Annotated in this window: 12 protein-coding genes; 6 read left to right on the forward strand and 6 right to left on the reverse strand. The window is 71.9% G+C overall.

Annotation, left to right across the window (positions count from 1 at the left end):
* Positions 1-43: 43 nt before the first annotated feature.
* Positions 44-2812, reverse strand: coding sequence for an AAA family ATPase (locus tag ACIBX3_RS02740; RefSeq protein ID WP_397112356.1), 2769 nt, complete (start codon positions 2810-2812; stop codon positions 44-46).
* Positions 2813-2913: 101 nt separating this feature from the next.
* Here ACIBX3_RS02740 and ACIBX3_RS02745 point away from each other — a divergent pair, with 101 nt between their 5' ends.
* Together ACIBX3_RS02745 and ACIBX3_RS02750 are read left to right on the forward strand one after the other, a co-directional pair.
* The gene (locus tag ACIBX3_RS02745; RefSeq protein WP_397112358.1) at positions 2914-3528 is read left to right on the forward strand and encodes a LysE family translocator; all 615 of its coding nucleotides are present in this window, start codon (positions 2914-2916) and stop codon (positions 3526-3528) included.
* A 5-nt stretch (positions 3529-3533) separates the two neighbouring features.
* The gene (locus ACIBX3_RS02750; RefSeq protein WP_397112359.1) at positions 3534-4073 is read left to right on the forward strand and encodes a TetR/AcrR family transcriptional regulator; all 540 of its coding nucleotides are present in this window, start codon (positions 3534-3536) and stop codon (positions 4071-4073) included.
* Here ACIBX3_RS02750 and ACIBX3_RS02755 read toward each other — a convergent pair.
* The gene (locus ACIBX3_RS02755) at positions 4070-5524 is read right to left on the reverse strand and encodes a flavin-containing monooxygenase (RefSeq protein ID WP_397112361.1); all 1455 of its coding nucleotides are present in this window, start codon (positions 5522-5524) and stop codon (positions 4070-4072) included. The two genes, ACIBX3_RS02750 and ACIBX3_RS02755, sit on opposite strands and share 4 nt — an antisense overlap.
* A 97-nt stretch (positions 5525-5621) precedes the next feature.
* A complete protein-coding gene (locus ACIBX3_RS02760) occupies positions 5622-5795 on the reverse strand; it encodes a hypothetical protein (RefSeq protein WP_397112363.1) in 174 nt (57 codons plus the stop codon).
* A gap of 105 nt (positions 5796-5900) precedes the next feature.
* On the opposite strand from ACIBX3_RS02760, the gene ACIBX3_RS02765 reads away from it, so the two are divergent.
* The gene (locus ACIBX3_RS02765; protein ID WP_397112364.1) at positions 5901-6683 is read left to right on the forward strand and encodes an SURF1 family protein; all 783 of its coding nucleotides are present in this window, start codon (positions 5901-5903) and stop codon (positions 6681-6683) included.
* A gap of 3 nt (positions 6684-6686) precedes the next feature.
* Positions 6687-7001, forward strand: a complete 315-nt coding sequence (locus ACIBX3_RS02770) for a DUF3817 domain-containing protein (protein ID WP_397112366.1) — start codon at positions 6687-6689, stop codon at positions 6999-7001.
* A 21-nt stretch (positions 7002-7022) separates the two neighbouring features.
* On the opposite strand, the gene ACIBX3_RS02775 is transcribed toward ACIBX3_RS02770, so the two are convergent.
* From ACIBX3_RS02775 to ACIBX3_RS02785, 3 genes are all read right to left on the reverse strand, one after another.
* Complete coding sequence (locus ACIBX3_RS02775; protein WP_397112367.1) at positions 7023-7214, reverse strand: hypothetical protein; 192 nt, start codon at positions 7212-7214, stop codon at positions 7023-7025.
* 106 nt (positions 7215-7320) lie between these two features.
* Positions 7321-8391 (reverse strand): protein kinase, encoded by a 1071-nt coding sequence (locus ACIBX3_RS02780; RefSeq protein WP_397112369.1) that lies wholly within the window; start codon positions 8389-8391, stop codon positions 7321-7323.
* A 39-nt stretch (positions 8392-8430) separates the two neighbouring features.
* Positions 8431-9285, reverse strand: a complete 855-nt coding sequence (locus ACIBX3_RS02785; RefSeq protein ID WP_397112371.1) for an arylamine N-acetyltransferase — start codon at positions 9283-9285, stop codon at positions 8431-8433.
* A gap of 72 nt (positions 9286-9357) precedes the next feature.
* Between ACIBX3_RS02785 and ACIBX3_RS02790 the strand changes: the two genes are divergently transcribed.
* Together ACIBX3_RS02790 and ACIBX3_RS02795 are read left to right on the forward strand one after the other, a co-directional pair.
* On the forward strand, positions 9358-10041 hold the full coding sequence (locus tag ACIBX3_RS02790) for a response regulator transcription factor (RefSeq protein WP_397112372.1): 684 nt from the start codon (positions 9358-9360) through the stop codon (positions 10039-10041).
* Positions 10038-13214: a DUF4153 domain-containing protein gene (locus ACIBX3_RS02795; RefSeq protein ID WP_397112374.1), complete on the forward strand. Its 3177-nt coding sequence runs from the start codon at positions 10038-10040 to the stop codon at positions 13212-13214. Before ACIBX3_RS02790 ends, ACIBX3_RS02795 begins: the two co-directional genes overlap by 4 nt.
* Positions 13215-13222 lie beyond the last annotated feature (8 nt).

The following is a 13222-nucleotide window of genomic DNA, read 5'->3' on the forward strand; positions in this document are numbered from 1 at the left end:
AGGAACGACAGGCGATCATCGCCGCCGCGGTGTCGCGCCCGCCCTACCCCAGCAGCCCTCGCCGGCGGGCCTCCGCGGCCGCCTGGGTGCGGGTGGAGACCTCCAGCTTGGCCAGGATGTTCGACACGTGCACGCTCACGGTCTTCTGCGCGATGAACAGCCGCTCGGCGATCTCCCGGTTGGTCAGCCCCTCGGCCACCAGCCGCAGCACCTCCACCTCGCGCGCCGTCAGACTGCCGTCACCGCCATTGCCGCCATTGCCGCCGTGGCCGCCACCACCGCCGCCGAACCGAGCCCGCCGCCCGAACTCCAGCAGCGCGTTCTCCAGCGGCACCGCCCGCAGCTTGCCCGCGGCCTCCCTGGCCAGCTCCCACTCGGCCTGCGCCGCCTCCCGCTCACCCGCCACGAGCAGCGCCTCGGCCAGCCGCCAGCGGACCCGCGCCACCTCGTAGACGAAGCCGAAGTCGAACGCCGACACCACGCGACGCCACAACTCCACGTCGTGGCGCCCGTGCACACGGTGCCATTCGGCCTCCGCCCGCAGCGCCCACGCGAGCCCCTCCGGTCCCAGATGCCCGCGATCCCCGGTGAGGCCGTGGTCGACGGTGAAGCGGACGCGTTCGAGCAGGTCGTCGGCGCCTTCGGTGACGCCGAGCTCGGCCAGCGCCCACAGCCCGATGGCGGCCAGCCGCAGCACGCCATGCTCGCCCGGGAGCAGCATCGCCAGGACCTCGCGGACGTGCTCCAGCGCCCTGGCAGGCTCGCCGTGCCAGAGGGCGTGCTCGGCGGCCAGGCCCCTGGACATGTAGGCGGGCAGCTCGTCCGTCCAGAACGGCCGCAGCCAGCGCAGCCGGCTCTCGACCACGGGCAGGTCCCGTCCCACCTCGACGAACAGCGCGAACGACGACAAGGTCGCCTCGGAGATCGTGCCGACGCGCACCGGGAAGCTGCCGGCCACCGCCTCCGCCTGGTCCCACTCACCCGCCACGTAGTGGATGAGGAACCGCAGGAAGCGCAGGTCGGTGCCGTAAGTGCTCCATTTGAGCCCGGTGTCGAATGCCAGGCGGATGCCGTCGTCGGCCACCTCGGCGGCCTGGGCCAGGAACCCCTGCTCGTAGTGGATGCGAGCGTGCTGGAAACGCGCACGCAAGTCCATGGCGAGGTCGCCGGTGCTCTCCGCGGAGGCGGCGTGAACCAGCTTGTGGGCCCTGGGCAGGTCACCCTGGTGCCAGACGTAGGAGGCCAGCGTGAGCATCGCGCCCACCTCGGCGTCCCTGGCCCCCGCCGTGCGGGCCGTCTCCAGCGCCCTGGTGGCGAGCGCCTCCACCTCCCGGTGGCGCGGGCTCCAGAACAGCGCGCGGGCGTACGTGGCCAGAGCGCGGGCGAGGGTGGCCGGGTCATCGGCGCTGTCGACCGCGCGCTCGGCCGCCGCGATGGCGCCCGGCTGGTCGTCGGTCTCGTAGAGGTAGTAGGCCAGGCGCTCGCAGACTTCGGACGTCTGCGGCAGCGCCCGCAGCTGGACGACCGCGCGGTGGTTGTCGCCGCTGTCGGCCGCCATGACGGCGCTGCGGAACGCCAGCGCGACCCGGCTCTCCCCGGTCAGCTCGGCCGCCCCGTCCACCCGGTCCCAGAGGCTCAGTGCCTGGTCGTAGTGGCTGTGCGCCTCGGCGGGCGCGCCCAGGCGCTCGGCCAGCCGGCCCGCCTCCGCGGAGGCCGCCAGCGCACCCGCCAGGTCGTGGCCCGCGAGGTAGTGGTGCGCCAGCTCGGCCGGCGAGGTCAGCAGCCGGGCCAGGGCGGCGTGCAGCCGCGTGCGCTCGCCCGGCAGCAGATCGGTGTAGACGGCCTCCTGCAGCAGCGCGTGGCGGAAGGTGTAGCCGAAGCCGTCGACCCTGAGCAGCCCGCGCGAGACGATCTCCCTGACCGCCTCCTCGAACTCCGCGAGCGGCAGCCCCGACACCTCCCGCAGCAGCTCGTCCTCCACCCGCCGCCCGGCCACCGCGGCGGCCCGCAGCACCCGCTGGCCGGCCTCGGACAGCAGCTCGACCCTGGACATCAGCAGGCTGGCCAGCCCGTCGGGCAGGCTGCCGCCCTTTTCCGTGGCCGCGAACAACTCCTCGGCGTAGAACGGGTTGCCGTCGGCCCGCGCGACGATCTCCCCCAGCTCGTGGGCGCCGACCTCACCCAGCGTGGTGAGGTAGTCGGACAGGTCGGCCGAGCCCAGCGGCCCCAGCTCGACGCTCGTCACCGTCGGCAGGCGCTTCAACTCGGCAAGCACCGACCGCAGCGGGTGGCGGCGGTGGAGGTCGTCGGTGCGGTAGGTGCCGACCACGCAGACCTGCTCGGTCTGCACCATGCGGCTGAGGAAGACCAGCAGGTCGCGGGTGGAGCGGTCGGCCCAGTGCAGGTCCTCGATCACGAACAGCACCGGCTGCGCGTCGGCCAGCAGCCCGAGCAGCGAGCCGAACAGCCGCTGCTGAGTGAGCCCCGCCGAGGGGGCGCTCTCGCTGCCGGGCAGCAACTGGCCCAGCACGGGATGGGCGGCGGCGGCCTCCCGCACGGCCGGCTCCGCGCCGCGCAGCGCGTCGGCCAGCGGCAGGTAGGGCAGCGCGTCGCCCAGCTCGGCGCACTGGCCGACCAGCACGTGGACGCCGCGCTCCCGGGCGTGCCCGACCAGCTCGGACACCAGCCGGGTCTTCCCGATGCCCGCGTCCCCGCCGACGAGCGCGACGCCGGCCGTGCCCTCGATGGCGGATTGCAACACCCGCAGGAGCCTGGCCAGCTCAACCGAGCGCCCGACGAGTAGACCGTTCACGCCAGCAACTATGCCATGTCGCGCCGACAGGCCATTGGTCCTGGAAATCGACCGGATATTGGTCCTTAGTGACATACCAAAGCCGTCCTAGGCTTCTGCGCGTGATCTCCTTGACGACTTTCGCCTTCTTCGTCAGCGCCTCGCTCGCTCTCGTGCTCATCCCGGGCCCGAACCACCTCTACATCACCGCCAGAGGGCTCGCCCAGGGCAGGTCGGCGGGCCTGGCCAGCGCGTTCGGCGTGGAGACCGGCACGCTCGTGCACATCGCCGCCGCCGCGGCGGGCCTGTCGTACGTGATCTCGCAGTCGGCCACGCTCTTCGCCATCGTCAAGTGGGCCGGCGTGGCCTACCTCGTCTACCTGGGCATCCGCGCGTTCACCGGCAAGGAGGAAGAGGGCCGGACGCCGCCCCCGCAGCCGCTGCGCAAGGTCTTCCTCGAAGGGGTGCTGGTCAACGTGCTCAACCCCAAGGTGGCGCTGTTCTTCCTGGCGTTCCTGCCGCAGTTCGTGGACCCCGGCGCGGGCTCGCCCGCGCTGCAGATCCTGCTGTTCGGATTGACGCTGCTGCTGCTGGGCCTGCTGTCGGACATCGTGTACGCGTGGACGGCCGGCGCCCTCGCCGGCCGGCTCAACCGGCGGGCCAGGGCCCTGCGGTACGTCAGCGGCGTCGTCTACCTCGGTCTGGGGGTCGCCACGGCGTTCGCCGGGAGAAAATGAACCTCATGGCGCCGAGGAAACAGCAGGAGATCTTCGATGCGACGTTGCGACTGGTCGCGGAGAAGGGCTACGACGGGCTGACCGTCGAGGGTGTGGCCGAGCGCTCGGGCGTCAACAAGACCACGATCTACCGGTGGTGGCCGTCGAAGGCCGCGCTGCTCGGGGCGGCGCTGGTGGAGGCGGACGTGCTGGGGTTCGACGCGCCGGACACCGGGAGCCTGCGCGGCGACCTGGTGGCGCTCGTGGAGGGCGTCATACGGCTCCTCACCGAGCCGCCGGCCAGCGACATCGCCGTCGCCGCGCTCGGCGCCGCCGTACGCCATCCCGAACTGGACGCGCGTCAGTTCTTCGCCGACCGGTTCGCCCGGGAGCGGGAGATCTTCGAGCGCGCGGTGCGGCGCGGCGAGCTGAAGGAGTCGGTCGACCCGATGCTCGTCGTGGACCTGCTGGCGGGGGCGGTGTGGATGCGGGCGGTGTTCAGGGGACTGCGCGTGAGCGACGACTTCGCCGACGAGGCGGTGGCGGCGCTCCTCGACGGCATCTAGTGGATGAGCTCGTAGGCGCGGGGGTTCACCCGCCTCGTACGCGCCCAGTACTCGAAAGTGAAGCCGGGCCAGATCGTCCGGTTCACTCCGTGCTCGTCCAGATACCAGGACCGGCAGCCGCCCGCGTTCCACACCAGCGGGTCGAGCCGCGCCCGCAGCCGCCGGTTGAACGCCCGCTGGGCCTCTGGACGGACGTCGAGTGCCCTGGCCCGGGTTCTGGAGAGCAGGCGCAGGCACTCGACGACATAGCGCACCTGCGACTCGATCATGAACACCACCGAGTTGTGCCCCAGGCCGGTGTTGGGGCCGAGCAGGAAGAACAGGTTCGGGAAGCCCGAGGTCGTGATCCCGTGGTAGGCCTCGACGCCGTCCTGCCAGGCGTCCTGGATCTTCAGCCCGCCCCGGCCGAGGATCCGCCTGCCGGCGAGCGCGTCCACCACCTTGAAGCCCGTGCCGTAGACGATCACGTCGGCCGGGTGCTCGGCGCCCGCGGCGTCCACGATCGAGCGCTCGCGGATCTCGGCGATCCCGTCGGTGACGAGGGAGACGTCGTCCCTGGTCAGGGTCGGGTAGTAGTCGCTGGAGACGATGACGCGCTTGCAGCCGATCAAGTAGCCGGGGGTGAGGGCGCGGCGTAGGCCCGGGTCCGGGACCTGCGCTTCCAGGTGCCTGAGGGCCAGCCGCTCGTGGGGCTTCATGAGGCTAGGGTGCACGGCGAAGCCCAGCGCCCTGGTCTCCAGGGCCCAGTAGACGGCGTAGCGGAGGGCCCTGGCCACGCCGGGCAGGCGGAGGAGCCGGCGTGCCCGCGGCGGGAAGGCGAGGTCGGGCTTCGGGAGGAGCCACGGGGCCGTGCGCTGGAAGACGGTCACGTGGGCGGCCGCCGGGGCGATCTGGGGCACGAACTGGGCGGCGGAGGCGCCGGTGCCGATGACGGCGACGCGCTTGCCGGTCAGGTCGGCCGAGTGGTCCCATTCGGCGGAGTGGAAGGCGGGGCCGGCGAACGACTCCCGTCCTGGTATTTCCGGAAATTTCGGGATGTGGAGGGCGCCGGTGGCGGAGACCACCGCGTTGGCCCGCAGGGTCTGGCCGTCGTCCGTGGTCACCGACCAGGCGCGGCGCTCGTCGTCGTACTCGAGGGCGGTGACGTTCTTGCCGTACCGGATGTGCGGGGTCACGCCGTACTTGGCGGCGCAAAAGCGCAGGTAGTCCTGGATCTCCTGCTGCGGGGCGAACATCCGGGACCAGCCGGGGTTGAGCTCGAACGAGTACGAGTACATGGGCGACGGCACGTCGCACGCGCAGCCGGGATAGGTGTTGTCCCGCCAGGTGCCGCCCGGCTCCGCCGCCTTCTCCAGGACGACGAAGTCGTGGTACCCGGCTTCCTTCAGCTTGATGGCCATGCAGATCCCGGCGAAGCCGGAACCCACGATCACTACCCCTGGGTCTGCCACGGGGACCTCCTATTGGACCATGCGTCCAATGTAGGCCAACGAGAGAACGACGAAAACCCGCCACGGCGTCGCGGCGGGCCGTCCTGGGGTCGGGGATCTACCGCAGGAGGAGGAAGGCGGCTACGCCGATGATCACGATCGCCGCGACGACCGCGATGATGGGCAGCAGGGGCGACTTCTTGGGCTTGGCCGCCGCCTCCTGCTCGCGCGCCTGCGCGAAGGCACGGAAGGCCTGGGTGTTGCCCGCGGGGTCGATGTGCTGGTCAGACATGGCCAGCAGCCTAGCGTGATCGGCTGCGACGTTTGTGCCTTTTTGCGGGATCTGTAGACGTCCCCTGGTGAGGGGACCACCCCACTCAGCGGATAGTTTTGGAGCATGCTCAGGACCCTTCTCTCGCCCCGCGTCATGGGGTTGCACCTGCTCACCATCGGGGTCCTGATCGCCTTCATCCTGCTCGGGCGCTGGCAGCTCGGCGTCTTCCAAGATTCGGGAAAGCCTCAGGCCACCACGGATCCCGGGCCCGTCGCGGCCGCGACGCTCGCCCCCGTGGGCGCGCAGCTGAGCGGCGAGGTCGTGGGCCGCAGGGTCACGGCGGAGGGCGTCTACGAGGCCGGCCGCCAGTTGCTCGTCGCCGATCGGCGGGCCGACGTCGACGCCCCCGGCGGCAACATCTCGCGGGACCAGGGCTACTGGGTGCTCACCCCGCTCAGGCTCGACGACGGCACGCTGATGCCGGTGGTGCGCGGCTGGGCGGCCAGGAGCGACGACCCCGCGGTGTCCGCCGTGCCGCAGGGCAGGGTGGCGGTGGCCGGGCGGCTACGGCCGCAGCAGGGCACCGACAGCGTGCAGCGGCGCGCCGAGGGACTGCCGGCCGGGCAGGTGCAGACGGTGTCCACCGGCGAGCTGGTCAACCTGTGGACGGGACAGAAGGTGCGTACCGGCTACGTGGTGGCGCAGCCGCCGTCCGGCTCGCTCACCCAGGTCAAGGTCGCGCCGCCGGCGGTGGAGGGCACGCTGACCTGGCGTAATCTGGCATACGCCGCTAACTGGTGGATCTTTGCCGGATTCGCCGTGTTCATGTGGTTCCACTTCGTACGCGATGCCGTACGAACGGATCGGGATCGTGGCAAATCCCCTGAGATGGCTCTGGAAGGTTAAATCGTGGAATCGGCCCTCAAGCCCTTCCGGGTGCTCGCCTACGTGGTCGGCGTCATGCTGCTCATCCTGTGCGTCGCCATGGTGCTGCGTTACGGCTTCGGCAACGCGGCCATGTCGAAGGTCACCGCGCCCATTCACGGCGGGTTCTACATGATCTATCTGATCGCGGTCATGAACCTGGGCATGAAGGCGCGCTGGAGCTGGCCGTACATGCTCGGCGTCATGCTCGGCGGCACAGTGCCGTTCCTGTCGTTCTACGTCGAGCGCAGGGTGACCCAGCGCGTGCATTCGGCGCTGGCGACCGCGGCGGAGGCCTGAAACGGCCCCCGCCGCCGGAGGTCAGCTGCCGATGCCGCGCCTGCGGACCCTCTTGAGCCGCTCACGCTGCGACGGGTCGAGCATCAGATAACCGACCACCGGGGCAGCGATCACGCCGAGGACTACCAGCAGGGTGACCCAACCGGGGAGGAAGATCAGCGAGAGCAGAACCGCGGCGCCTGCGCCAATGGCGTACTTCTGGACTGGCGACATCTTCAACATCCTCCGAACGCGGAGCGCGCGCCCCGCCTCTCTCACATTCTGCGTCGTCGATCCAACGATCGAGACCATCACGTTGGTTCCGAACTCGCGATGTATCTCAAATGTTGCGCGGTCGTCCCAGTGCCGTCAGCTCCCGGCGGACCTCGTCCGGCGACGGGCGTTCGGCCGGATTGCCCGACAGGAGCCTGAACAGCAGCGACGCCAGCGGGCCCGCCCGGCCCAGCGGCGCGCCCGGCGCGGGCGGCACCCCCTCGACGGCGGCGAACAAGGTGGCCCCGAGCGACCAGAGATCGGCCGCCGGGCTCTGGACGCCTTCGGGCGCGGTGTACGCCGGCAGGGTCCCCGAACGCAGCGACGGAAGCAGCGTCGCCCGGCCTGCGGCGTCGAGGAGGACGTTTCCCGGCTGCACCCCGCCGTGCACGCCCGGCCCGCGCCGGAGCCGGTCGAGCACCGCCAGCCCGATCGCGGCCACCTCGGCGGGCGGCAGCGGGCCCAGAGACTCGATGAGCCGGTCCAGCGGCTGGTCCACGGCCAGCCGTTCGAGCGTCTCGCGGATCACCTCGACCGGCGGTGGCCCGGTGGGGTTCAACATCGCCCTGATCAGCGACCTGAGCGGATCGGGGCCCTCGGCGGGCACCTGGCCGGGCGGCCGGCCCTCGACCGCGAAGTGCAGCGTGGCGCCCAGCGACCAGAGGTCGCCGGACGGCCACGTGGCGCGGCTGGGCAGCCCGAACCCGGTCAGCACCGCCCGGCCCGTCGTCGTGAGCAGCACGTTTCCCGGATCGACGTACCCGTGCACGATCGCCGCCGCGTGCGCGGCCGTCAACGCCGACAACACGCCGACGCCGACCCTGGCCGCCTGCATGACGGGGAGCGGGCGGCGTGAGCGCACGGCCTGCTCCAGCGACGCCCCGGACACGAACTCCATGACCAGCCACGGCGTCCCGTCCTCGACCACCACGTCGAGCACCCGCACGATCGAGCCGTGCCGCAGGACCATCGCCCGGCGTGCCCGGTGCAGCGCGGAGTCGCGCAGGTCGGCGGGGACCCGCAGCTCCCTGACCGCGACGTCACGGTGTCCGGACTCGTCGAAGGCCAGGCGTACCGATCCCGCGCCCAGGGGGTTGAGCAGCCGGTAGCGTCCCGAGAGCTTCCTGGTCTCTCCCATGTCGAGGTGCACGATAGCGTCCGTCCGTACCCGTGGCCATCACGCCGAGCCGCCGGCCAGCCAGGCCTCGTGCGCGTCGTACAACCTGTCCCAGAGCTTGTCCTTCTCCTGCGCGTCGACGTCGTCGAGTGGCAGGTGGAACACATCCGCCAGGGCCGCGTAGTAGTCGCGCGCCGTGTCCAGCGTGAGCGAGTGGGCGCCGGCCCCGATCCGGGACAGGACGAGCCCGCGCATGCTGTCCACGCCGGAGGCGTCGCGCCGCTGGACCACGGCCGTGCGGACGAAGGCGGACTCCGGCGACGTGGTCAGATGCCGGTGCATCTCCTCGAACGCCGACATGTCCGCCGCCTCCGGGGCGAAGTCCATGCCCAGGAACGAGCCGCTCGGGTCGTTGTCGAGCCGCCAGCCGCCGGGGGCCACCTCCGAGGGACGCAGGACGTACTGGAACGGTCCCTGCCGGTACGTGCCTGCGACCAGCGGGAGCGGCTCGTGCAACCCGTCGCCGAGACCGAGGTCCACCAGCCACTCGCCGCCCGGATTGTCCGCGGACGGCAGGCCGCGCACGGTGAGCACCAGGTGATTGGCGGTGACGGCGGGCTCGCGGTCCCGGGTTTGCACGCCGCCGACGTGCCTGGTCATGTCGTAGCCGAGCGCCATGGCCAGCGCGGAGAACGCCCCGTTGAGGTGGAAACAGTAGCCGCCGCGGCCGCCGATGATACGTTCGGCGGACTCGAGGGGATCGACGGTGGTAGGGCGGCCGAGCCAGATGTTCAGGGTCTCGTACGCCACCTTCTCGATGTGGGCGACGTGCAGCGCCCGCAGGCCGTCCGCGCTGACGGAGGCGTGGAGCAGGTCGGGCAGACCGATGCGGCGGAGGTATCCGGCAGTGTTCACCCGCCAAGTCTGCACCGTATGTGCACGCTTAAGGAGGTGTCGTCTGCACAGGCCCCTTCTAGGCTTTCGTACGTGGCAGAGCAGCGATGCATCCTCGTGGTCGAGGACGATGAGACGATCGCCCTGGCCGTACGGAACAGGCTGGCCGCCGAGGGCTTCGACGTGAGGGTGGCCGGCGACGGGCAGGACGCCCTCGTCCAGTACGGCAAGGCGGAGCCCGACCTGGTGATCCTCGACCGGCTGCTGCCGGGCCTCGACGGGCTCGAGGTGTGCCGGCGGATGCAGGCGGCCAGGCCGGTGCCGGTCCTCATGCTGACCGCGCTCGGCGACGAGACGGACGTGCTGGTCGGGCTCGGGGTGGGGGCCGACGACTACCTGGCCAAGCCGTTCAGCATGCGCGAGCTGGTGGCCCGGATCCACGCGCTGCTGCGCAGGGTGGAGCGGGCGGCCCAGCTCGCGGCCGAGGACACCGTGATCAGGGTGGGCGAGGTGGAGATCGACACCGCGGCCCGCAGGGTGTTCGTGCGCGGGGTGGAGGCACAGCTCACCAGGACCGAGTTCGACCTGCTGCGGCGGCTGGCCGAGCGGCCCGGCCAGGTCTTCGAGCGCGACCGGCTGCTGTCCGACGTGTGGGGCTTCTCCGAGGCCGCGGCGACCAGGACCGTGGACAGCCACGTGCGGGCGCTGCGCCGCAAGCTGGGCTCCGACGTCGTACGCACCGTCCACGGCGTCGGCTACGCCCTGGTGCGGCGATGAGGCCGCTCGATTTCCTCGGCCGGATCAAGGTCAAGCTCGGCATCGTGATCGTGCTGGCCGTGGGCACGGCCTTCGTGGTGAACGAGGTCGGCCTCGCCTCCGGGCTCTCCCGCGAGGTACGCATCGCGGTCGCCGTCGTCCTGGCGTTGCTCATGGTGCAGGTCCTGGCCATGGGGATGACCAAGCCGCTGCGCCAGATGGCCAGCGCCGCCCAGACGATCGCCAAGGGCCGCTACGGGCTGCGGGTCAGCGCCACCTCGCGGGACGAGGTCGGGGAGCTGGCCAGGGCGTTCAACGCGATGGCGGCCGACCTCGGCGAGGTGGACAGGCAGCGGCGCGAGCTCGTCGCGAACGTCAGCCACGAGCTGCGCACCCCCATCACCGGCCTGCGCGCCGTCCTGGAGAACGTCGTGGACGGCGTCTCCGCGCCCGACCCCGTCACCATGCGAACCGCGCTCGCCCAGACCGAGCGCCTCGGGCGGCTCGTGGCCCAGCTGCTCGACCTGTCGCGGCTCGACTCGGGCGCACGGCTCATCGAGGCCGAGGCCATCGAGCTGGCGCCGCTCATCGAGCAGGCCGTGCGCGAGGCCGGCCTGGCCCGGGACGACGTCGTGATCCGGGCCGAAGTTCCGGACGATCTGGTGGTGAAGGCCGACCCCGACCTGCTCGCGCAGGTCCTCGCGAACCTCCTCGACAACGCTGTACGGCACAGCCCGCCGGACGGGGTGGTGAACGTGACCGGCGTGGCCGATGGGGCCGGCGTGCGGATCGTCGTCGCCGACGGGGGGCCGGGGATCCCGGTGTCGGCCCGGGGGCGCGTGTTCGAGCGCTTCTCCCGGCTGGACGCGGGGCGGGCGGCGGACTCGGGGGGTGCGGGGCTGGGGCTGGCCATCGTGAAGGAGATCGTCGAGCTGCACGGGGGATCCATTCACATCGACGACTGCGCGGGGTGCCGCATGGTCGTCGGTTTACCAGGAAGGACGACGATGGCTGACGCGCCGTTAGAGTCGGACCAGCAGCGGAACGCGGCGGAGGAGACGCGGCCGGAGCCGGCCGCCGTCCCCGCCGAGGAGGCTGTGACGGTGGGGGCGGCCGACCGGGTCCCGTCCGAGGTCGGCGCCGTGTCGGGTGACCGCGCCTCGGGTGGCGTGACGGCCGGTGCCGCGAGCGGCGTGGGCGCCGTGGGTGCTTTCGGCGCCGCGGCGGCGAGTGGTCCGGGGATGTCCCCCGTGGTGCCCTTTCCGCAGCCCGCGGTGGGCAGCGGATTCGCCAGGATGATCGGTGGCGGCGTCGTCGGGGTGCTGGTCGGCTTCTTGGCCGGCATGTTCGCCGCCGTGCTCGTCAGCCTGACCGTCGGGGACGGGATGGCGCTCGTCACGCTCGTCATGTGCACCGCCGTCATGGGGGCCGTCGGTGCGGCGCTGGGGGCGAGCTCGGGACGCCGCGCCGCGGCCGCGGCCGCGGCCTACCACTCGGCCTACCACTCGGCCCAGTTGGCAGCGCCGGGTCAGCAAGGCGACCAGCCTACGGGCCGGTCCGTGAGCGAGACGGGGGGCCGGTCAGCGGTGGGAACAGCGGGTGAGCCGGTTGGGCAGACGGCGCATGGAGCAGGTCAGCCGGTCGGGCAGACGGCGGCGCAAGCAGCAGGTCAGCCGGTTGGGCACGCAGTCGCACCGTACCGGGGTCAGGCACCGCCGCCGTCCTATGTGCCGCCCCCGCTCTTCCCCAGGCCCGAACTGCCCGACCCGCCCCGGTGGCTCCTGCCCGCGGCGGCCGGAGCGGGGGTGTTCGCGGCCGTGGCGTTGCCGGAGGCGCAGGTCGGGCTGGGATTCGTGCTGGTGGCGATGGTGCTGGGCGCGGCGGCGCTGCCGGCGGTGGTGCGGCGGATGACGCCGTGGACGGTGGCGTTCGGCGTGACGGCCTACTGGCTGATCTCCATGGCGGCGGTGCGCGACGCCGACTGGCTGGTGGCGATCCTGCTCGTGGCGGGAGCCGGGCTGGGCGCGCTGGCCGTCTCGGGCGCGGGCGCGGGATGGGTCGGCGTGATCAGGGGCGGCGTGTCCGTGCTGCTGGCGCTGGGCCCGGTGCCGTGGTTCCTGTCCCCGCCGATCAAGAAGCTGACGGCCCGGCGGCGGATCATGCCGATGCTGGCCGCGCTGGGCATCACGGCGGTGCTGCTGCTGGTGTTCGGACTGCTGTTCAGCTCGGCGGACGCGGTGTTCGCCTCGTACGTGAAGCGGCTGACCACCACGCCGGAGTGGGCGGAGTCGGCGCCGGGGCGGATCTTCCTGTTCGCGGTCTTCGCCGTGCTGCTGGCGGCCGTGGTGCTGGTCGCGCTCAGGCCGGTGGTCGACCCGATGGGCCCCGGGACCAAGTTCAGCGTGAGCAGGAGCGTGTGGCTGCTGCCCCTCACGGCGGTGAACCTGCTGTTCGCGTCGTTCGTGGCGGTGCAGATCACGGCGCTGTTCGGCGGCAACACGCTGGTGCTGAAGACGGCCGGCCTGACCTACGCGGAGTACGCCAGGCAGGGCTTCTTCCAGCTCGTCGTGGTCAGCGTCTTCGTGCTCGCCATCGTCGCGGTGGCCGGCGGGCTGCTCAAGACCGAGCGCCGCGAGCGCTGGATGCTGGCCTGCCTGCTCGGCGTGCTGTGCGGGCTGACCATGGTGGTGCTGGCCTCGGCCCTGCATCGCATGAACCTCTACACCGACGCCTACGGCCTGTCCAGGCTGCGGATCTCCGTACAGGCCACGGTCTGGTGGCTGGGCACGGTGTTCGCGCTGGTGCTGCTGGCCGGTTCGGTACGGCTCACAGGCCGCGGCGCCGGCTGGCTGCCGCGGACGATCGTCCTGATCACCGGGCTCGGCCTGGGCGCGTTCGCGATCGTGAACCCCGACCTGCGGGTCGCGTACACGCAGGTGGAGGTGCGCGGCGTCACCAAGATGGACTCCGACTACCTGGGTGACCTCGGCGCGGAGGCGGTGCCGGCGCTGGACGGGCTGCCGGAGCCGCAGCGCAGCTGCGTGCTGGCCGACGTGGTCAGGGCCAACGGGCTGGACCGGCCCGACCCGTGGAACGGCTGGAACCTGGCCCGTACTCAGGCCCGCGACCTGCTGGCCGAGCGGCCGGTCGACTTCGCGGCCCGGTGCGGTGTGACGCCGTCGCGCTCTGGTTGAATCTTGGA

It is taken from the genome of Nonomuraea sp. NPDC049480, assembly GCF_044465905.1.
Lineage (GTDB): Bacteria > Actinomycetota > Actinomycetes > Streptosporangiales > Streptosporangiaceae > Nonomuraea.